Origin of the sequence: Pleomorphomonas oryzae DSM 16300, from assembly GCF_000422965.1 — a bacterium.
Lineage (GTDB): Bacteria > Pseudomonadota > Alphaproteobacteria > Rhizobiales > Pleomorphomonadaceae > Pleomorphomonas > Pleomorphomonas oryzae.
The window spans coordinates 77,086-95,948 of the sequence record NZ_AUHB01000002.1 but is presented as its reverse complement, the minus strand read 5'-3'; the positions used below and the strand labels follow the sequence as shown (position 1 = coordinate 95,948).

At 64.2% G+C, this 18,863-nt stretch carries 15 protein-coding genes and 1 pseudogene; 7 read left to right on the top strand and 9 right to left on the bottom strand.

The window, feature by feature from the left end; genetic code table 11:
- Positions 1 to 17 precede the first annotated feature (17 nt).
- From G522_RS0103445 to G522_RS0103430, 4 genes are all read left to right on the top strand, one after another.
- A complete protein-coding gene (locus G522_RS0103445; protein WP_026789836.1) occupies positions 18 to 947 on the top strand; it encodes an aldo/keto reductase in 930 nt (309 codons plus the stop codon).
- Between the two features lie 66 nt (positions 948 to 1,013).
- Positions 1,014 to 1,868, top strand: coding sequence for an aldo/keto reductase (locus tag G522_RS0103440; protein ID WP_026789835.1), 855 nt, complete (start codon positions 1,014 to 1,016; stop codon positions 1,866 to 1,868).
- A gap of 109 nt (positions 1,869 to 1,977) precedes the next feature.
- Positions 1,978 to 3,687 carry an ABC transporter ATP-binding protein gene (locus G522_RS0103435; RefSeq protein ID WP_026789834.1) on the top strand — a complete coding sequence of 570 codons (1,710 nt, stop codon included), beginning with the start codon at positions 1,978 to 1,980 and terminating at the stop codon, positions 3,685 to 3,687.
- A 292-nt stretch (positions 3,688 to 3,979) separates the two neighbouring features.
- A complete protein-coding gene (locus tag G522_RS0103430; protein WP_026789833.1) occupies positions 3,980 to 5,686 on the top strand; it encodes a tannase/feruloyl esterase family alpha/beta hydrolase in 1,707 nt (568 codons plus the stop codon).
- A 141-nt stretch (positions 5,687 to 5,827) separates the two neighbouring features.
- Here G522_RS0103430 and G522_RS0103425 read toward each other — a convergent pair whose 3' ends face one another.
- The 3 genes from G522_RS0103425 to G522_RS0103415 all read right to left on the bottom strand — a co-directional run bounded on the left by G522_RS0103425 (position 5,828) and on the right by G522_RS0103415 (position 9,581).
- Positions 5,828 to 6,883 (bottom strand): substrate-binding domain-containing protein, encoded by a 1,056-nt coding sequence (locus G522_RS0103425; protein ID WP_026789832.1) that lies wholly within the window; start codon positions 6,881 to 6,883, stop codon positions 5,828 to 5,830.
- Positions 6,884 to 6,983: 100 nt separating this feature from the next.
- On the bottom strand, positions 6,984 to 8,036 hold the full coding sequence (locus G522_RS0103420; RefSeq protein WP_026789831.1) for an ABC transporter permease: 1,053 nt from the start codon (positions 8,034 to 8,036) through the stop codon (positions 6,984 to 6,986).
- 27 nt (positions 8,037 to 8,063) lie between these two features.
- Entirely contained in the window at positions 8,064 to 9,581 is a 1,518-nt protein-coding gene (locus G522_RS0103415; protein WP_026789830.1) for a sugar ABC transporter ATP-binding protein, read from the bottom strand.
- Positions 9,582 to 9,789: 208 nt separating this feature from the next.
- Between G522_RS0103415 and mtnK the strand changes: the two genes are divergently transcribed.
- Both mtnK and mtnA read left to right on the top strand, forming a co-directional pair.
- Positions 9,790 to 11,079: an S-methyl-5-thioribose kinase gene (gene mtnK, locus G522_RS25425; protein ID WP_051228255.1), complete on the top strand. Its 1,290-nt coding sequence runs from the start codon at positions 9,790 to 9,792 to the stop codon at positions 11,077 to 11,079.
- A 104-nt stretch (positions 11,080 to 11,183) separates the two neighbouring features.
- On the top strand, positions 11,184 to 12,284 hold the full coding sequence (mtnA, locus tag G522_RS0103405; protein WP_026789829.1) for an S-methyl-5-thioribose-1-phosphate isomerase: 1,101 nt from the start codon (positions 11,184 to 11,186) through the stop codon (positions 12,282 to 12,284).
- Between the two features lie 110 nt (positions 12,285 to 12,394).
- Here mtnA and G522_RS0103400 read toward each other — a convergent pair.
- Positions 12,395 to 13,237 (bottom strand): annotated as a pseudogene (locus G522_RS0103400) (sugar-binding transcriptional regulator); the annotation flags it as partial.
- A 317-nt stretch (positions 13,238 to 13,554) separates the two neighbouring features.
- On the opposite strand from G522_RS0103400, the gene G522_RS25420 reads away from it, so the two are divergent.
- On the top strand, positions 13,555 to 14,265 hold the full coding sequence (locus G522_RS25420) for a class II aldolase/adducin family protein (protein ID WP_051228253.1): 711 nt from the start codon (positions 13,555 to 13,557) through the stop codon (positions 14,263 to 14,265).
- Positions 14,266 to 14,277: 12 nt separating this feature from the next.
- Here G522_RS25420 and G522_RS25415 read toward each other — a convergent pair whose 3' ends face one another.
- Genes G522_RS25415 through G522_RS25405 form a run of 5 tightly spaced genes read right to left on the bottom strand, consistent with a single transcriptional unit; the run spans position 14,278 to position 18,862 of the window.
- Complete coding sequence (locus G522_RS25415; RefSeq protein WP_036837989.1) at positions 14,278 to 15,243, bottom strand: FAD:protein FMN transferase; 966 nt, start codon at positions 15,241 to 15,243, stop codon at positions 14,278 to 14,280.
- 8 nt (positions 15,244 to 15,251) lie between these two features.
- Positions 15,252 to 15,794: a nitrous oxide reductase accessory protein NosL gene (locus G522_RS25410; protein WP_245586585.1), complete on the bottom strand. Its 543-nt coding sequence runs from the start codon at positions 15,792 to 15,794 to the stop codon at positions 15,252 to 15,254.
- Positions 15,791 to 16,627, bottom strand: a complete 837-nt coding sequence (locus tag G522_RS0103380; protein WP_036837987.1) for an ABC transporter permease — start codon at positions 16,625 to 16,627, stop codon at positions 15,791 to 15,793. Before G522_RS0103380 ends, G522_RS25410 begins: the two co-directional genes overlap by 4 nt.
- Entirely contained in the window at positions 16,624 to 17,538 is a 915-nt protein-coding gene (locus G522_RS0103375) for an ABC transporter ATP-binding protein (protein WP_026789826.1), read from the bottom strand. The genes G522_RS0103380 and G522_RS0103375 overlap by 4 nt, the downstream gene beginning before the upstream one ends.
- Before the next feature lies 1 nt (position 17,539).
- Positions 17,540 to 18,862, bottom strand: coding sequence for a nitrous oxide reductase family maturation protein NosD (locus tag G522_RS25405; RefSeq protein WP_051228251.1), 1,323 nt, complete (start codon positions 18,860 to 18,862; stop codon positions 17,540 to 17,542).
- Position 18,863: the final 1 nt, after the last annotated feature.

Here is an 18,863-nt window from a genome sequence, read left to right as displayed (position 1 = left end):
CATAACGAAGGCAAAGCATGCAAACTTATCAGATTCCCAAGAGCGACCTTTCGGTCTCCTCGGTCATTCTCGGCCTGATGCGCATTCCCAAGATGAGTGACGCCGATATTCGGGCGCTGGTCAACACGGCTATCGACGCCGGCATCAACATGTTCGACCACGCCGACATCTATGGCGGCGAGCTGCACCTCTGCGAGAAGCGTTTCGGCGAGGCGATGAACCTGACGCCGGCCCAGCGCGAGAAGATGGTCATCCAGAGCAAGGCCGGCATCCGCAAGGGCTTCTTCGATTTCTCAGAGGCGCACCTTCTCGAAGCGGTCGACGGCTCGCTGAAGGCGCTCAAGACCGACTATCTCGACGTCTTGCTGCTGCATCGCCCGGATGCGCTGGTCGAACCGGAGGAGGTCGCGTCGGCCTTCGACAAGCTGCAATCGTCGGGCAAGGTGCGCAACTTCGGTGTCTCCAACCAGACGCCGGGCCAGATCGAGCTTCTGAAGACCGCGGTGAAGCAGCCGCTGATCGTCAATCAGGTACAGCTCTCCATCACCCACGCGCCGCTGATCGCCCAGGGCGTCGCCATCAACATGGCCGGCCTGGAACAGTCGGTCGATCGCAACCTCGGCCTGCTCGACTATTCGCGCAAGGAAGGCATGACGCTGCAGGCCTGGTCGCCGTTCCAGCGGGGCTTCTTCGACGGCCCGTTCATCGGCGACCGCGAAAACTGCGCCGCTCTCAACGACGCCCTTGACGAGATCGCCGCCGCCCACGGCGTGACGCCGACCGGCATCGCCGTCGCCTGGATCACCCGCCATCCGGCGAAGATGCAGGTGGTGCTGGGTACGACGCGCACCGACCGTGTCAAGGAATGTGTGGCCGGCGCCGGTGTCACGCTGTCGCGCGAGGAGTGGTACCGGCTGTTCACCGCTGCCGGCTATATCGTTCCCTGACCGCTTTGGCAGGCGACGGAAAGCACTTCCGCCGCCTGCATCCTCCCATCGCGAAAGGACAAGAAGATGAGCACGATCGATGCCGGCCTGTCCGGCCATTTCAAAATCGGCGACCTCACGGTCAATCGCCTCGGCTTCGGCGCCATGCGCATCACTGGGAAGGGCATCTGGGGTCCGCCTGCCAATCGGACGACGGCGCTTGCCACGCTCAAGCGGCTGCCGGAGATCGGCGTCAATTTCATCGATACCGCCGATAGCTACGGCCCCGACGTTTCCGAGGAACTGATCCGCGAGGCGCTCTATCCCTACAAGGGCTTACTGATCGCCACCAAGGGCGGACTCACTCGTGGTGGCCCCGACCAATGGACGCCGAATGGCCGCCCCGACTATCTGATCGGCCAAGCCAAGAAGAGCCTCGCCAAGCTCGACGTCGAGCGCATCGATCTCTGGCAGCTGCATCGCATCGACCCGAAGGTGCCGCGCGACGAGCAGTTCGGCGCGGTGCGTCAGCTTCTTGACCAGGGCATCATCGCCCATGCCGGTCTGTCGGAAGTGTCGGTCGCCGAGATCGAGGCGGCGCGAAAGGTGTTTCCGGTCGCCACCGTGCAGAACCGCTACAACCTCACCGATCGCGGCAGCGAAAAAGTTCTTGCCTATTGCGAGACCAATGGTATCGGCTTCATTCCCTGGTTCCCGCTGGCGGCCGGCAAGCTCGCCGAGACGGGCGGCTTGGTCGATCGCATTGCCAAGGCGCATGGCGCCACGGCGGGACAGGTCACGCTTGCCTGGCTCCTGGCACGCAGCCCGGTGATGCTGCCGATCCCCGGCACGTCGAGCATCGCCCACCTCGAGGAGAATGTGGCCGCCGCGGGCCTTGAGCTGACCTCATCGGAGATTGCCGAGCTCGACGCCGCGAAATAGCTGGTTCAGGCTTTCTCACCGATGCGGCGGCGACACGGATCGCCGCCGTCAGCGTGGCGAGGGCAGCCGGGCCTTTCGCATCAGCATGGGATGGGGCATTGTCCCTCCCATGCTCAAAACCTTCTTTTCCTACTACCGCCCTTACCGCGCGCTTTTCCTGCTCGACTTCGGATGTGCCGTCGTCGCCGGCTTGCTCGAACTCGGCTTTCCTTTCGCGGTCAAGGTCTACATTGACCGTCTGCTGCCATCATCGGACTGGACGCTGATCGTCGTCGCGGCGCTGGCGCTCCTCGTCATCTATCTCCTGAGCGCCGGCCTCAACGCCATCGTCGTCTATTTCGGGCACATGCTCGGCATCAATATCGAAACCGAGTTGAGGCGGCGCAGTTTCGATCATCTGCAGAAGCTGTCATTCCGCTATTTCGACAATCAGAAGTCCGGCCATCTGGTCGCCCGGTTGACCAAGGACCTCGAGGAAATCGGCGAGATTGCCCACCACGGGCCGGAAGACCTGTTCATCGCCGTCATGACCTTCCTCGGCGCCTTCCTGCTGATGCTGTCGGTCAACGTCGAGCTGGCGCTGATCACCGCCGCCATCGTGCCGGCGGTCGCTTTCATCACCGCCCGCTACGGCGGCCGCATGACCGAGAACTGGCATCAGCTCTACGGGCGCGTCGCCGGCTTCAACGTGCGCATCGAGGAGAACGTTGGCGGCATGCGCGTCGTGCAAGCCTTCGCCAACGAGGACTACGAACGGCGGCTGTTCGCCGTCGACAATTCCGCCTATCGCACCACCAAGCTCGCCGCCTACAGGCTGATGGCCGCCACCAACGCGTTATCCTTCCTGTCGATGCGCCTCGTGCAGCTCGTCGTGCTGATTTTCGGCAGCCGGCTGGTGTTGATGGGCGAGCTGACGGCCGGCGGCTTCGTCGGCTTCCTGCTGCTGGTCGGCGTATTCTTCCGGCCGGTCGAGAAGATCAATGCGGTGATCGAGACCTATCCGAAGGGCATCGCCGGCTTCCGCCGCTATCTCGAGTTTCTGGCCACCGAGCCGGATATCGCGGACCGGCCGGGCGCCGTTTCCGCACCCGCCTTCAAGGGCGATGTATGCTTCTCGGATGTGGGCTTCAGCTATGGCGGCGACCGTTCACTGTTCTCCGGCATCAATCTCAACATCTCGGCTGGCGAGACGATTGCCTTCGTCGGTCCGTCGGGGGTCGGCAAGACGACCCTCTGTTCGCTGTTGCCGCGCTTTTACGAGGTGACGGAAGGCGCCATCTCCATCGATGGCATCGACATTCGCGATATGACCGTCGCCTCGTTGAGACGGCAGATCGGCATCGTACAGCAGGATGTCTTTCTGTTCGGCGGCACCATTCGCGAGAACATCGCCTACGGCAAGCTCGACGCATCGGAGGCAGACATCGCCGCCGCGGCCGCGCGGGCGCAACTCGGCGATTTCCTGGCTGAACTGCCCGACGGGCTCGATACCATCGTCGGCGAGCGCGGCGTCAAGCTCAGCGGCGGACAGAAGCAGCGCATTGCCATTGCCCGCATGTTCCTGAAGGACCCGCCGATCCTGATCCTCGATGAGGCGACGTCGGCGCTCGACACGGCGACGGAGCGGGAAATTCAGGCGTCGCTCGCCGAACTTGCCAAGGGACGCACGTCGCTGGTCATCGCCCACCGGCTCAGCACCATCCGCAATGCCGACCGCATCGTCGTGGTCGACGCCGAGGGCATTGCCGAACAGGGTAGCCACGACGACCTTCTCAAGCGGGGCGGCGGCTACGCCCGCCTCTATGCGGCGGGCGGCTGAGCCGTCCTCGCCTCCACCGTCGGGGGGACGATATCCTGAACCGGCCGACGTCGAGCGCAACACCCAAGCTGATCTTTGCGCTATTATCCATCAACGGCATTTACGTGGACGACAGATAGAAACCGGAGACCAAGCGTCCGCCACGCGTCTGCCGCTGGAACAAAAGAAGCATTACGCCGTTTCGCTAGCCTCGAGGGGCGGCGCCATCGACGGATGGTTGGCATCCGCTCACCATTGGGGCATTGCCGGCCCAGGTCGCTTGTTGCAGCCTGACAGGGAAAGGGAGCCGCTCATGACGCCCAACCCACTGATCCGGCGCCGGATGGTGGCGCTTGTCGCAGCGGTCCCTCTCGGCTGGCTTGCCGGCACGGTCTCGTCCGTGGAGGCTTCCGACCTTCCAGCCGTCAACGCCAGCAAGCCCTGCGCCGATCTCCTGTCGATCGATCTGTCGGATATTGCCGGCACCGGCAGCAGGGTCGAGTCCACCAAACAGTTCGACGCAAAAGGCAAAACCTTTTGTCTCGTCGAAGGCATTCTCGCGCCGTCGATCGGCTTTCGCGTCGAGCTTCCCGAAACCGGTTGGACCCAACGCTATCTGCAGGTCGGCTGCGGTGGTCTCTGCGGCGCGTTCTGGCAGAGGTTCGATGCCGCCGATGGCTGCGTGCCAGTCACGGAAGGCCGCCTCGTCATCGCCACCACCGACATGGGCCATCAAGGCACCGATCCAAGCTTTGGCCGCGATCCCCAGAAGCGGGCAGACTTCGCCTATCGCGGCGTCCATCTGACGTCGCGGACGGCCAAGAAGCTGATCGCCGCCTTTTACGGGCGGTCGGAGAAGCACTCCTACTTCATCGGCTGTTCGGACGGCGGCCGGGAAGCGATGATGGAGGCGCTGCGCTACCCGGATGATTTTGATGGTATTGTTGCCGGCGCGCCCGTGCTGCTGTTTCAGTTCCAGAACAGTCTGCACCATGCCTGGTTGGCACTCACCAATACCGGCGTCGACGGCAAGCCGATTTTCACCAAGCCGCGCCTCCCCATCCTGCATCAAGCGGTGGTCGCGGCCTGCGATGAATTGGACGGCCTGGCGGACGGCCTGATCTCCGATCCGCGCCTCTGTCGTTTCGATCCCCGGACGATCCAATGCATGACCGATGTCGAGGACTCCTCGACCTGCCTGACGGCCGACGAGGTGATGGCGGCAAAGAAATTCTACGAGGGTCCTATGGATCCGAAGACTGGTGAGCACCTTACGGTCGGTGAAGAGCAATATGGCTCGGAACTCGCCTGGGCCGGCGTTTTCGTACCCGAAGCAATCGATCGGCCGACCTATTCCGGCATGGCCGCCCTCAACGCGCTCAACAACCTGATCTTCGAGAAGGATCCGCCGTCGGGCTATGCGTTGTCCGACCTCAAGTTCGACAAGGCCACCATAGAGCTTCTCAGGGCCAGACATCCCCTTTTCGATCCATCCAGCCCCGATCTGCGCCCATTCGCCGCCAGCGGCGGCAAGCTGATCCTCTGGCACGGGTGGGCCGATCCGAACATTTCACCGCTCATCACCATCGCCTTCCATGAAGCGCTGGAACGGGAGATGGGACCTACGGCAGTCGCCGCATTCGAACGTCTCTACCTCCTTCCCGGCGTCTACCATTGCGGCCGGGGCGAGGGCATGCCCACGGTCGATTTCCTGACACCGCTGATGAACTGGGTTGAGAATGGCACGGCGCCGGATGCCGTCATCACCCGTGGCGTGACAGATGGCGACAAGTCGGTCAGTTTGCCGACCATACCGGCAAAACTATCGGTCGGCACTTCTCTGGCCGAACCGTCGGTCGAGCGCAGCCGGCCCGTCTATCCATATCCTGCGCTTGCCACATACGCGGGCGGGGACCCGAACGCGGCCGCCAGTTTCATCAAGGGGGAACCGCTCTACACTGCACCGGCTAGGCCCTGGGCGGGCGCGAACTTCTTCCGGCCTTATAAGCCGATGGAATGATCGAAGGGGTGCACCTATCGAGGCCGTTCAAATGAGAAAGCCGGCGCCCATGGGGGTGCCGGCTTCTTCCTGTATTGACCGACCCGGTTTCGGGTCGGCCATCGGCGGAGGAGCGGTCTGTCGCTTTATACCGAGGGTCGATCAGCGCTTCGGTTCGGGGATCCAGGAGGCCATCGACACGTCAGCCTTGGAGAACTGCGGCAGTTTGGCCGCGAGGTCATCCATGTTCTTGATGCCCTTCTCAAGGAGCATCTTCTGGGTGATCAGCGTCGGCGGCACCACCACCTGCTTGCCGGTATCGACGCCGGCGAGCTGCAAGGCCAGCGTGCGCACGCAGACCTCGCCAACGACGGCCGACGAGGTGGCCGCCGAGGCCGCCCAGGCGCTCTTGTCTTCCACCATCGCCGAGATGTCCGGCGTCGAGATGTCGGCCGAGTAGATCTTGATCTTCTCGTTGAGGCCGGCCTCGTCGACGGCGGTCTTGGCACCCTTGGCGAACTCGTCATAGGGGGCGAAGATGACGGTGATGTCGGGGTTGGCGCGCAGCACGGCTGCCGTCTGGTCGGCCACCGAGTTGGCGATGGGGTTGTTCATGGTGCCCCAATGCGCCGCTTCCTTAATGCCGGGGTATTTCTTCTTGAAGGCCTGCCAGGTCTCGTCGCGGCGATCGAGCGGCGCGATGCCCGGCACGTAGACGTAACCGGCCGTGAAGCTCTCGCCATTGTCGGCAATTGCCTGCTCAAGGGCGAGGCGGGCGAGTTCGCGGTCGTTCTGCTCGATCTGCGGGATGGCCTCGTTCTCGCAGTTGACGTCGAAGGCGACAACCTTGAAGCCATCGGCCACGGCCTGGGCGGCCGGTTCTTTCAGCGTTTCGGTCAGGCCGTGCTGCAGAATGATGCCGTCGACGCCGAGGTTCATCGCCTGCTGCAGCATTTCCGCCTGCAGCGCCGCGTCCTGGCGGGAGTCGAGCACGTGCAGATCGAAGCCGAGCGCCTCGGCCTGGCGCGTCACGCCGGCAAGGTAGAACTGGAAGAAGTCGCCGGTGGAGAGATAACGCACCAGCGCGATCTTCATCTTGCGCTCGCCAACGATGCCGGGGGCGCCGGCAGTGCCTTCGGCGAAGGCGCGGAACGGCAGGGCACCGGCAACCGAAGCGGTAGCAAGGCCGGCAAGAAATGTCCTTCTGTCGATAGTCATTTTCTCACTCCTCAAATGACGTTTCCATTGTCCTTGTCCGGGCGCGCCTCCTCCGCGCGCCGCGGCTTACCTCGCGTTTTTCAGTGGGGCCGGAGCCGGCTCAGCGACGCTGCGAGGACGCGAAGCCGAAGGTGAACAGCAGGGCGAAGACAAGGACGAGACCCTTGACGAAGTCCTGTGCGTAATAGGGGGCGTTGAGCATGGTGAGGCCGTTCAGCAACGTGCCGACGAACAGCGCGCCGATGGCCGTACCGAAGACGTTGGGCTTCTTGGCGCCCAACACCGCATAGCCGATCAGCGCAGCGGCGACCGAGTCGAGCAGCAGCGAAGAGCCGGAGGTGACGTCGCCACGGCCGACACGGGCAGCGAGCAGAATGCCGCCGATCGAGGCGAACAGGCCGGAGATCATATAGGCGGCGATCTTGTAGCGCTCGACCGGTGCGCCGGCGAGGCGGGTGGCCTTCTCGTTGCCGCCGATGGCATAGAGCACGCGGCCATAGCGCGAGCGTTCCATGAACACCCAGAGAATGATGGCAGCCACCAGCATGATGATCACCGGCAGCGGGATCAGGTCGAACAGGCGGTAGCGGCCGAGCGCCAGGAAGGCGTCGGTGAAGGTGCCGGTGGCCGCCGAGCCATCAGACAGCGTCATGCCCTTGGCGATCGAACGGCCACCGGTCGGGATGAGCTGCAAGCCGAGCAGCAGGAACATCATGCCGAGCGTCGCCAGAAGGTCAGGGATGCGGCCCTTGACGATCAGGACGCCATTGAGGAAGCCGATGAAGACGCCGAGCAGCAGGCAGACGACAACGGCGAGGAAGGTACCTTGGTTGAGGATCACCATCACGTAGCTCGAGGCCATCAGCGACATGGCGGCCGTCGAGCCGATGGACAGATCGAAACCGGCGATGGCCAGCGTCACGGTGACGCCAAGCGCCAGAAGCGCCGTCACCGACACCGCCTGCAGGATGGAGAACATGTTGCGGGCGTTGGCAAAAGCCGGCTCCAGGCGCCAGAAGACGATGATCATCACAGCCAGAATGATCAGCAGGCCGAACTTGATGACAAAGTCCTTGAACGAGAAGGCAGATTTGGTTGCGCCAGCTGGCGCGGCGGCCGCCGGCGTGGCCGGATTGGGGGACTGGGTGCTCATGATGGAAGCCTTTTGTCTTTCGAAGCGTCAGGCGAAAGTTGCGTGAGTGCCGGTGCCGCTGATCTCGGCGACCAGGGCATCGAGCGACAGCCCGTCGACCGAATGGCCACCCACCACCGAGAAATCGCGCATCACGATGATGCGGTCGGCGATTTCAGTCGCCTCTTCGAGGTCGGCACAGATGACCAGTGTCGCTCGGCCAGCCGCCGTCTCGCGCAACCGGCGACCGATGTCCTGCCGGGCACCGATGTCGACGCCCTGGAACGGCTCGTCGAGAATGAGCAGACGGCATGGCTGGATCAGCCAGCGGCCAAGCACGACTTTCTGCTGGTTGCCGCCCGACAGCGAACCGATCGGCACGTCAATGGAAGGGCACTTGATGGCGAGGTCGGACACTTGGCCGGTGGCGGCCCGCCGCTCCTGGTCGGGGACGACCAACGAGAGCTTTGAGAAATGCCTCAGGAATGGCAGCGTCATGTTGTGCAGCACGGAGAATTCAGAGACCAGCGACGAGTTGCCACGGTCCTCGTGCGCCATGAACACGCCCCCGGCGATCGCCTCCTGCGGCGAGGCAGGACGGAGCGGCTTGCCATCAATCGTCACCGAGCCGGCGTAAGGCGTGGCTGTGCCGAACAGGCAGTCGGCAAACTCGGTCTTGCCGGCACCGATCAAGCCGGTCAGCACCACCACTTCACCCTCGCAAAGATCGAGATCGAAGGGCGCGGACGTCGGCGTGAGAGCGAAATCGCGAATCTCGACCACCGTCCGGCCACCGGCGACGGCGCTGTGGGCGCCTTCACGGACACGATGGCCGACCATGGCATGGACGATGCCGTCGAAATCGAGCGGGCGCGCAAATTCGGCACGGGTACGGCCATCGCGCATGACGACGGCGCGGTCGGCCAGGCGACGGATGTCGGACATGCGATGGCTGATGTAGATAATGGCGACACCGCGCGCCCTCAGATCCTCAATCAACGCAAACAGGCGGGCGGCTTCCGCTTCCGATAGCGAGGAGGTTGGCTCGTCGAGGATCAGCACCTTGGGATCGTGCGACAGGGCGCGAGCAATGGCGACGAGCTGACGTTCGGCCTGGCCGAGTTCGCTCATTGCCTTGCCTAGGGGGAGATCGAGACCAAGAATGGCCTGGATTTCGCGAGCCCGCGCCGTAATGACGGTGCGGCTGAGAAGCATCGGCCCCTCGGGCCGGCAGATCTCGTCGAGCGCCAGATTCTCGGCCACGGTGAGCTGCTGGACGACGCCATCGTTGATGATCTGGTGAACGGTGTGAATGCCAGCGGCGCAAGCCTCGAGGGGTGACCGAAACGCCATCGGCTCGCCATCGATTTCCATGGTTCCGGAATCAGCCGGGTGCACGCCGCAGAGAATCTTGATGAGTGTCGACTTGCCGGCGCCATTGGCGCCCATCAATGCCAGCACCTCGCCGCGTCGAATGTCGAGATCGACGTCGATGACCGCATGCGTGCTGCCGAAACGCTTGTTCAGGCCGCGAATGCGGATCACCTCCCTCCCTGGTTCTGTCATGCCTAAAACCGCCTCCACGGATGCTTGGCAGGGGGCCTCCTCCAGACCCGATGGCGGTCAACCTAGCCACACAAACGTCAATTGTCAATCGATCTTGACAAATGACGAAAACCGGAACAACTTCCACTCCCAGCGACCTCTGCCGGCATCGAGGAGCGACGTATTCGTCGTGGTGGAGGCGGGATAAGCGAGGGATGGAGAAGACCCCATGACAGACGTTCGGAGCGCCCGCACCGGCGGCGCGAACTATCGGCCGCTGACCGAGAACACGCTGGCGCCCTATCTTGCCGGCTTTTCGGAAATCGCCGCCATCCTTGGCGGTGCTTCGCAGGATTGGAAAGTCAGCGAAGTCGGTGACGGCAACCTCAACCTGGTTTTCATCGTGCGCGGCCCCACGGGATCGCTGATCGTCAAGCAGGCTCTGCCCTACGTACGCCTTGTCGGCGACTCCTGGCCGTTGCCGCTCGACCGCTCCTTCTTCGAAACCCAGGCGCTGATCACCCAAGACGCTGCCGCGCCGGGGTTGGTGCCGAAGGTGGTGCTGTTCGACGCCATGCAGGCGCTGGTGGTCATGGAATTCCTCACGCCACACATCATCATGCGCAAGGGATTGATCGATGGCGTCGAGTTCCCTCGCTTCGCCGCGACCCTGTCGGAATTCATGGCGCAGTCGCTGTTCAAAACCTCCGACCTCTATCTGCCGGCGGCCGAGAAGAAGAAGCAGATGGCGGTGTTCTGCGCCAATACCGAGCTCTGCCGGATCACCGAGGATCTGGTGTTCACCGACCCCTACCGAGCCGCCAAGCTCAATCACTGGACATCGCCGCAGCTCGACGACATCGCTCTCGAGTTCCGCGCCGACGGCCCGCTCAAGGCGGCAGCTCAGGCGATGAAGCTCAAGTTCCTCAGCCACGCCGAGGCGCTGGTGCACGGCGACCTGCACTCGGGCTCGATCATGGCGACCAGCACCGACGTCCGCGTGATCGACCCGGAATTCGCCTTCTTCGGCCCAATGGGCTTTGACGTCGGCGCCCTGATCGGCAACTTGATCCTCGCCTACCTCAGCCAGATCGGCCACGAGGATGAAAAGGGCGGCCGCGACGCCTACCGTGCCTGGATCCTGAAGCAGATCACCGACGTCTGGACGCTGTTTTCGGCCCGCTTCGTCGAGCTATGGTCGACCGAAGGTAAGGGCGACGCCTTCACCGCCGAGCTGTTCACCGATGCGGCGAGCCGGGCGGCTCTGGCCGAGGAACAGGGCCGCTACATGCGGGCACTGTTCGAGGACACACTGGGCTTTGCCGGCTGCAAGATGATCCGCCGCATCCTCGGTCTCGCCCATGTTGCCGATTTCGAGAGCATCGCCGACAAGGACCTGCGTTCGAAGGGCGAGCGGCGAGCGTTGCGGCTCGGCCGCGAGCTTGTGGTCAACCGCACGCGCTTTGCCAATATAGAGGCTGTGGCAGCCGCCGTGGTGGCTGCCGACGCCACCCGCTGACGGCCACTCGGCCGCATTCGACTGACCCCGAGGGCGGCCCGATCCGCCCGCCATCAATGGACCGCCCGTTGCGCCTTCGGCGCGGCGGCGACCGGAGGCCTTTCATGAAAATCTACGGCAAATCCATGCGGACGATCTGGGTTGCGGACGACAGCTGGGGCGTCGAGATCATCGACCAGACCAAGCTGCCGTTCGAGGTCAAGACCCGGACGCTGCGCTCCTGGCAGGAGGCAGCAACCGCCATCCGCGACATGGTGGTGCGCGGCGCGCCGCTGATCGGCGCCACCGGCGCCTATGGCCTGGCGCTGGCCATGCGCGAGGACTCGTCCAATGAGAACCTCGAGCGGGCCTACACCGCCTTGCTCGCCACCCGGCCGACCGCCGTCAATCTCCGCTGGGGCCTCGACGACCTGAAGGGGCGCCTCCTCAAGGTCGCTCCGTCCGAGCGCATGGGCCTTGCCTATCGCCGCGCCGCCGAGATCTGCGACGAGGACGTCGAGACCTGCAAGGCGATCGGCCGGCATGGCCTTTCCATCATTCGCGACCTCTGGGAGAAGAAGGGCAAGCCGGCGCGCTTCAACGTCCTCACCCACTGCAATGCCGGCTGGCTCGCCTGCATCGACTGGGGCACGGCGCTGGCCCCCATCTACATGGCCTTCGAGGCCGGCATTCCCATCCATGTCTGGGTCGACGAGACGCGTCCGCGCAACCAGGGCGCCAGCCTCACCGCCTTCGAGCTCGGCCAGCACGGCGTCGACCACACAGTGATCGCCGACAACCAGGGCGGCCACCTGATGCAGCATGGACTCGTCGACATGGCGATCGTCGGTACCGACCGCACCACGGCGACCGGCGATGTCTGCAACAAGATCGGCACCTACCTGAAGGCGCTCGCTGCCCACGACAACGGCGTGCCCTTCTACGTCGGCCTGCCGTTCACCACCATCGACTGGACGCTGGAAGACGGCGTCCGTGAGATCCCGATCGAAGAGCGCGATGCCCGCGAACTCAGCCACATCACCGGCCGCACCGCCGATGGCCGGCTGGAGACGGTGGACATCCTTCCCAAGGGGAGTTCAGCGCTCAACTACGGCTTCGACGTGACACCGGCTCGCCTCGTCACCGGCCTCATCACCGAACGCGGCGTCGCCGCCGCCAGCCGAGAGGGACTGCTCAAGCTCTATCCGGAGCAAAAGGCCAAATGACAACCCGCCCCTGCCCAGCATCGGATATCCGGTCCGGCGCAGGGGCACGCGCCGGCTCCCCCCGGCCGGCGCCTTTCTCCTTCACGCTTCTGGTCGGCCTAGAGCCGCCCGAGAATGTTGCGGGCGGTCGGTTCGTCGGTGATCAACGCAGTGACGTAGCCGCCGCGCAAGGCACCGAGAATGGCGTCGGTCTTGTCGGGACCGCCGGCGGCGGCGATGCGGGTCGGCACGCTACGAACATCGTCCAGCGTGATGCCGATCATCCGGTCGTCCATGGAGCCACGCAGCCAGTTGCCCTCGATGTCGTAGAAGCGGCCGGCGATAACGCCAACGGCGCCGTTGGCAATATAATACTTGCTCTCGTCGACGGAGATCAGACCGGAAGCGAACACCAGACTGTTGGCCTTTACCGTACAGACGCCGAACAACAGCTTGTTGCAGGATCGGATACGGGCAAACTGCTCCTGGATCGTCGGCTCGCGCATCAGCGCGTCGCGCAGCGCCGCATTGGACAAGGCGGCCGGCGCATGCAGGCTGATCGAGCGGGCGTGCAAGCGGCGGGCGATGAAGGCGACGCACTCCTCGGCCGTAAAGCCATCATAGGCAGAGCGCTGGCTGCCGATCACCTGTACGACGCAGCTGTCCGGCATGGCCTTTTCCGGCAGGTTCTCAGCCAGCGACAGCACCGTGCGGCCCCAGGCAACGCCCAGCACGTCGCCGTTCGTCAGGATCTGATCAAGATATTGGGCGCCGGCCCGGCCGATGCGTTCGCTCGGCGGCCGCATGCCACCGTCAAAGGGAATGACCATGCATTCGGTCAGGCCGAAAGCCTGCTTGAGCTGCTGGGCAAGATCGATGGAATTCAGCAGCTCCGGCCGCACCACCACCTTGACGTAGTGCAGGTCGCGCGCCTGCTGCAGGTAGTTGACCACCGTCGCCCGCGATACACCCATCAGGTCGGCGATCTGGCTCTGCGTCAGCTCGTCGTGATGGTAGAGCCAGGACGCCCACAGGAGCGGATCGGTGAGGTATTCCCCCGGCCGCGGCAGCGGCATCCGGCTGTCCCCATCGGCGGCCGACGATCTGTCAGCCTTGTCCTTCGTCCTTGAGCGTGGCGCCATGATCTTTCCAATCCCATCGTCCGAAGCGCATCACCCCGGATCGACAATTGACAATCTGAGTTAACATAAGCACCCATTCGCGCCAAGTGCCATTGCTCGTCCCGCGTGTCGAACACGCCCCTGCCCGCCCCCTCATCGAGGACCCCACAATGTCTGCCAGCCTTTCCGCCCTCTCCCATCTCGCTCTGCGGACCGAGATCATCGCCACCTGCCGCGAAATGAATGCCTCTGGCGTCAATCAGGGTACATCGGGCAATGTCAGCGTCCGCATTGGCGAGGGGCGTTTCCTGGTAACGCCCACAGGCATTCCCTATGCTGGCATGACCGAGGATCAGATCGTCGAGATGACCTTCGACGGCACCTATTATGGTCCCTGTCGGCCAACCAGCGAATGGCGCTTCCATCGCGACATTCTACTGCGTCGGCCGGATATCGACACGGTGATCCACACCCACTCGATGTTTTCGACGGTGATTTCCTGCCTGCGCCGCGAAATACCGGCCGTTCACTACATGGTGGCTGCCGCCGGCGGCGAAAACATCCGCTGCGCCGAGTATGCCACCTTCGGCTCGCAGGCCCTTTCCGACCATGCGCTGAAGGCGCTGGAAGGCCGTCTCGCCTGTCTGCTCGCCAACCACGGGCTGATCGTTCTCGGTGCCAACCTCAAGAAGGCCTATTCGCTGCTGGTCGAGGTGGAGACGATTGCTGCTCAGTATTGGCGGACGCTCGCCATCGGCACGCCGGTGATCCTCGACAGCGCTGAGATGCAGAACGTCTTCGCCATGTTCAAGGTTTATGGACGGCAGGACGTGGCCGATTCCGACCTGCGCTGTGGCGGCCTGGCTGCGCCAGCCGCCTGACATCTTGCCGTATCAGACCGGCGTCGCGTGTACCTCGACGCCGGTTCGATTGAAGCGGGACAGGTCGCTCGGCGTCATCAACACGGCCGCCGTCGACAGGGCGTCGGCGAGTGCCGCTTCCGGCGCCACGACACTGACGGCCGAGAAGGCAGAGAGGACGGCGCCCTTGCGGGGGTGCAGGATATGACCGACACGGCCGGCGGTATCGAGTACCGTTCCGTCCATCATCGAGGTGGCAACCGCCCGGTCCTTGAGGCGAAGCGTCGCCGAGAGCGCGTCGCTGTTCGGGCCGGCCGCGAGGCCGACTTTCCAGCCGCCGCCATCGCGCCCGCCACCGAGGGCCTGGATCTCGCCGATGTCGAGCAGCACGTTGTCGAAGCCGCGGGCCCTGAGCAGATCGGCGACGCGATCGGTGATGTAGCCCTGGGCAACGCCGTTCAGCGTCATCGCCATGCCCGGCTGCGAGAAGCGCACGGAATCCTCATCGAACACGACCTGATCGAAACCGACCAGCTCCAGGCGATCAGCAAGCTCCGCCAAAGGCAATGTATCGGTCCGGCCGCTGGCAAAATGGGCGGCGTAAGCGGCGAACAGCGGCTGCACCGTGGGATCGAACAGGCCGCCCGTCTCCGCATGCACGCCGCGCACCAGTGCCAGGAGGCGCAGGACATCGGCCTCCGGCGCATCGAGGCGACCGCTGGCGTTCAGACGAGAGAGCGCGCTGTCGGTGCGGTAGAGGCTGAAGAGCGCTTCAAGACGGGCAATCTCCTGCTCCACCGCGGCAAAGGTGGCGGTGGCGAGAGCGGCATCGGCGCCGACAAGCTCGATCGAGGCATGAGCGCCGAGGGCGTTGCCGGACCAGCGACGGATGGGCGCCGCGGCGAGGGTGGCGGCGGGCATGAAGGCCACGGCGACAAGCGCCGCGCTGATGCGGATGAAACGGCGCCGAACGATCGGTCGAGCGAGGAAATCTGCCATAGTCGGCCTCACATCTGCACGTCGGAATGACTGTTGGGCTCGGCGTTGGAGGGACCCAGATACTGATCAGGAATACCGGCGAGCTTGACGATCGCGCCGCCCTCGCGCGCCACAAAATCGTCGGCGGCCTTCTGGCTGCCGAAGGGAATGGCCTCGGGCATGCCCATGGCACCGGTCTGGCGGCTGCCGATCACAAAAACAGCCGCATCGGCGTCGATCCAGTTGTCGCGGCCGGGTTCTGCCCAGCTTGGCGCCTTTTCCATGTCGGAAACGTAGACGGCGGTGACATCGCCACGCTTTTCGCCACCACGCAGATAAGTGACGGCGTCGCTCACCTGCGAGAACCACAGGGGATGGTCCTGGCCCTTCTCGTGGATCTGCGCTTTGGGGCCGCCATGATCGACGAGATACATCTGGCAATAATAGCCAAGCGCTTCATCGGTCATCGTCACGGCCACCGGCTTGACCGCCGCTTCCTCCTTGCAGGCGGCAAGCGGCAGAGCCAGCGCGGCAGAAATCATCAAGGCGGAGAAGATGCGGTTGATCATCATGGGCGGATTCTCCGGGTGAGGGTCCAGGCAACCGTCAGGCTGGCGACAAGCCAGAGGACGAGTACGACGAGCGCACTGGAAACCGGGAAAGGAAGGGTATGGGCCAAGCCGTCGAGGCCGGCGATCGGCGCGTTGGATTCGATCAGCGCCAGATTGTAGAGGCGAAAGGCGTCGCCGGGATTGGCGAGAACGAGCGCTGGAAACACCGTCTTGGTGAAGACGCCGCCCTGGTCGACGATGACAGCACCCAAGAGCGCCAGATCGTAAAGCACGATCAATATCAGCCACGCGCCGATGGCCATTGCGGCGGCCGTACCGGTCTGGCGCGGCAGGCTGGACAAAGCCATGCCCAAGGCAATGAAGACGGCGCCGAGCAGAACGGCCGTGGCGAGGAGCCGCCCCCAGGCGATGAGCCCGGCGTTATCAGCACCGTGCACGCCGGCGATCACCGCACCGGCAATGCCGTAACCAATGGCAATGGCCATCGCCAGCACGGCAAGATGACCGAGGAACTTCGCCACGACCAGTTCGCCGCGCTTCAGCGGCGTTGCCAGCACCAGCGCCAGCGTGCCGCGTTCGATCTCGCCGGCGATGCTGTCATAGGAGACAAGCAGCGCCATCAGCGGCACGAGATAGACGGTGAGCGTCGACAGGCTGGCGGCTGTCAGGGTCAGGGCATCGGCCTTGAGTGCGCCGCTCGGCCCGGAGCCCAGAAAGGCGAGCGCCAAGGCGAATAGCGTGAACGCCAGCGTCGACAGCAGAACCCAACGGTTGCGGAAGGCGAGACGGAATTCGGTTGCGGCCACCGCCGCCATGCGATCCATGCCGTTCATCGAGCGGCTCCTTCCACGGTAGGCACGGAGTAGTGGCGATAGACGTCGTCTAGGTCCGGCAGGGCGATGTCGATGTCGGTGACGTCGGAGCCAAGCGCGGCAAGGCTGGCCAGCGCGCTCACCTTGTCCTCGGCGCGGCAGGTGAGAACCACCGACCGGCCGTTGACTCGCTCGCCGCCGAGGCGGGCGTGCACGGCATCGGCCCGGCCTTCCGCCGCTTCGACATGAATGCGAATCGGCAGGCCGGCCCGGCGCGACAGATCGGCCAGCGAGCCTTCGGCGCGCAATTTTCCCTTCGCCAGGATGGCGATACGATCGATGCGGTTTTCTATTTCCGACAGCGAATGCGAGGACAGAAGCACCGCTGTGCCCGCCCGCGCAGAAGCCTCCAGCACATCATAGAACTCGCGCCGTGAGACCGGATCGAGACCGGACGTCGGTTCGTCGAGCAGCAACAGGCGCGGCGTGCCGATCAGTGCCTGTGCAAGGCCGAGACGCTGGCGCATACCCTTGGAATAGGTGCCGACGGCTCGACCGGCGGCGTCGGCAATGCCGACCGTTTCGAGAAGCGGCAGCGCTGCCTTCGGCGCTACGCCCTTGAGGCGAGCAAAATGGGTCAGTACCTCGGCGCCGGTCAGGGCCTTTGGAAACACCACCTGCTCCGGCAGATAGCTGACCGCGCGGCGCGCCGCGTCCGACCCCGGAGCAACACCGGCAATGACAAGATGTCCGCCAGCCGGCTTGAGGAAGCCGAGAACCGTCTTGAACAGCGTCGACTTGCCTGCGCCGTTGTGGCCAAGCAACGCCACCCGCTCGCCGGGCGCCACCGACAGGCTGACGCCATCGACCGCCGTCACGGAGCCGAAACGGACGGTCAGCCCATCAACGGAAAGAACGGCGGCATCCGTCATGTCAATTCTCCCCGGCCGGGACGAAGCCGACCGTCATGGGGGTGGCGAGCGGGCGGGGGCCGGTGCCCTCGGGTGACATCAGGGGGTGGCTGTCAATGACACCGCCGGGCAGCAGGCCCGGGAAGCGCGACTGCGCCCAGCGGATCAGCTGCACCGCCGGCGCACCCAGCAGCAGCCGCGTCATCGGCTGGCTCCAGGTCAGCACATCCACCGTGTCGTTGGGGCGATAGGGGCTGTCGGCAATGCCGTCGCCATCGATGTCGAAGGCGACGTGATCGGACCAGAAATTACCAAGCGGCGTTTTGGTCTTGTCAGCTCCTTCGGGAATACCGCTCCATTCCAGCCAGCGCGTGCCGACGTATTTGACCTGGGTGCGGTTGCCGATGACGGCATTGCCTGTCAGCACGTTCTCGGCCGAGCCACCAGTCAAATGAATGCCAATGCCACAGCCTTCGAGGCGGTTGCCCTCGATGCGATTGCGGGTGGCGCTGTAGACGAACAGGCATTTCTCGCCACCGTGGCGAACCTCGTTGTGGATCAGGCTCGAATTGTTGACCGAGTTGAGAAACAGACCGTGGGTCAAGTCGCTGTCGGACAGATTGTCCGTGGCCGTCACGTTGCGGGAGAACATGAAGGCAAAGCCGAGCATGTTGCCGCGCGAGACGTTGTGTTCCAGCACGATGTCGTTGGCATTCATCGAATGGAAGGCGAAGCGCAACTCCTGCATCCGATTGAATCGGTAGCGCGCTTTCATCGACGTCGTCACGAAGATGCCGTCACGACCGCGACGGATATCGTTGTGCTCGACGAGGAGACCCGGCGCGTTCCAGACGTAGATGCCGGAGCCCATTTCGGCCCGATGAAGATCGGTACGACCAACGATGGTGTTGCCGCTCAGCGTGGCATCGATCGCGCCTTGTACATCGACGCCGATCAGATTCATGACGATGCGGTTGCCCTCGATACGAGCGCGGTGCGTACCCTTGGCGAGCGCAATGCCGCTATCGAGCCGGTCGAGCCGACGACCGGAGCCGGTGATAAAAAGCCCTTTCAGCGTCACATCGTCGGCCTGAACGCCAACGACGGTGCCTTCGCCTTTGCCGACGATCTGGCTGTCGCGATCGCCGATCAGCGTCAAAGGCCGATCGATGACGATCGGGCCGTCATAGCGGGCGTTGCCGAGCCGGAGGGTATCCCCCGGCGCGGCGGTCTCAATGGCCTTGCGAAGTGCGTCCGCCCCGTTGCCGACAACGATCTCAGCAGCACCGGCAGAACCGGTGCAACAAAGAAGGATCGCGACAAGGAGGCGGAGCGCGCTCGTCATC

What these genes read in the sequence shown, in the direction of transcription:
- G522_RS0103425 (WP_026789832.1), bottom strand. Translation starts at nt 6,883, where the DNA reads ATGACTATCGACAGAAGGACATTTCTTGCCGGCCTTGCTACCGCTTCG.
- G522_RS25415 (WP_036837989.1), bottom strand. Translation starts at nt 15,243, where the DNA reads ATGGCAGATTTCCTCGCTCGACCGATCGTTCGGCGCCGTTTCATCCGC.
- G522_RS0103380 (WP_036837987.1), bottom strand. Translation starts at nt 16,627, where the DNA reads ATGAACGGCATGGATCGCATGGCGGCGGTGGCCGCAACCGAATTCCGT.
- G522_RS0103375 (WP_026789826.1), bottom strand. Translation starts at nt 17,538, where the DNA reads ATGACGGATGCCGCCGTTCTTTCCGTTGATGGGCTGACCGTCCGTTTC.
- G522_RS0103435 (WP_026789834.1), top strand. Translation starts at nt 1,978, where the DNA reads ATGCTCAAAACCTTCTTTTCCTACTACCGCCCTTACCGCGCGCTTTTC.
- G522_RS0103420 (WP_026789831.1), bottom strand. Translation starts at nt 8,036, where the DNA reads ATGAGCACCCAGTCCCCCAATCCGGCCACGCCGGCGGCCGCCGCGCCA.
- G522_RS0103430 (WP_026789833.1), top strand. Translation starts at nt 3,980, where the DNA reads ATGACGCCCAACCCACTGATCCGGCGCCGGATGGTGGCGCTTGTCGCA.
- G522_RS25410 (WP_245586585.1), bottom strand. Translation starts at nt 15,794, where the DNA reads ATGATGATCAACCGCATCTTCTCCGCCTTGATGATTTCTGCCGCGCTG.
- G522_RS0103445 (WP_026789836.1), top strand. Translation starts at nt 18, where the DNA reads ATGCAAACTTATCAGATTCCCAAGAGCGACCTTTCGGTCTCCTCGGTC.
- G522_RS25405 (WP_051228251.1), bottom strand. Translation starts at nt 18,862, where the DNA reads ATGACGAGCGCGCTCCGCCTCCTTGTCGCGATCCTTCTTTGTTGCACC.
- mtnA (WP_026789829.1), top strand. Translation starts at nt 11,184, where the DNA reads ATGAAAATCTACGGCAAATCCATGCGGACGATCTGGGTTGCGGACGAC.
- G522_RS0103415 (WP_026789830.1), bottom strand. Translation starts at nt 9,581, where the DNA reads ATGACAGAACCAGGGAGGGAGGTGATCCGCATTCGCGGCCTGAACAAG.
- mtnK (WP_051228255.1), top strand. Translation starts at nt 9,790, where the DNA reads ATGACAGACGTTCGGAGCGCCCGCACCGGCGGCGCGAACTATCGGCCG.
- G522_RS0103440 (WP_026789835.1), top strand. Translation starts at nt 1,014, where the DNA reads ATGAGCACGATCGATGCCGGCCTGTCCGGCCATTTCAAAATCGGCGAC.
- G522_RS25420 (WP_051228253.1), top strand. Translation starts at nt 13,555, where the DNA reads ATGTCTGCCAGCCTTTCCGCCCTCTCCCATCTCGCTCTGCGGACCGAG.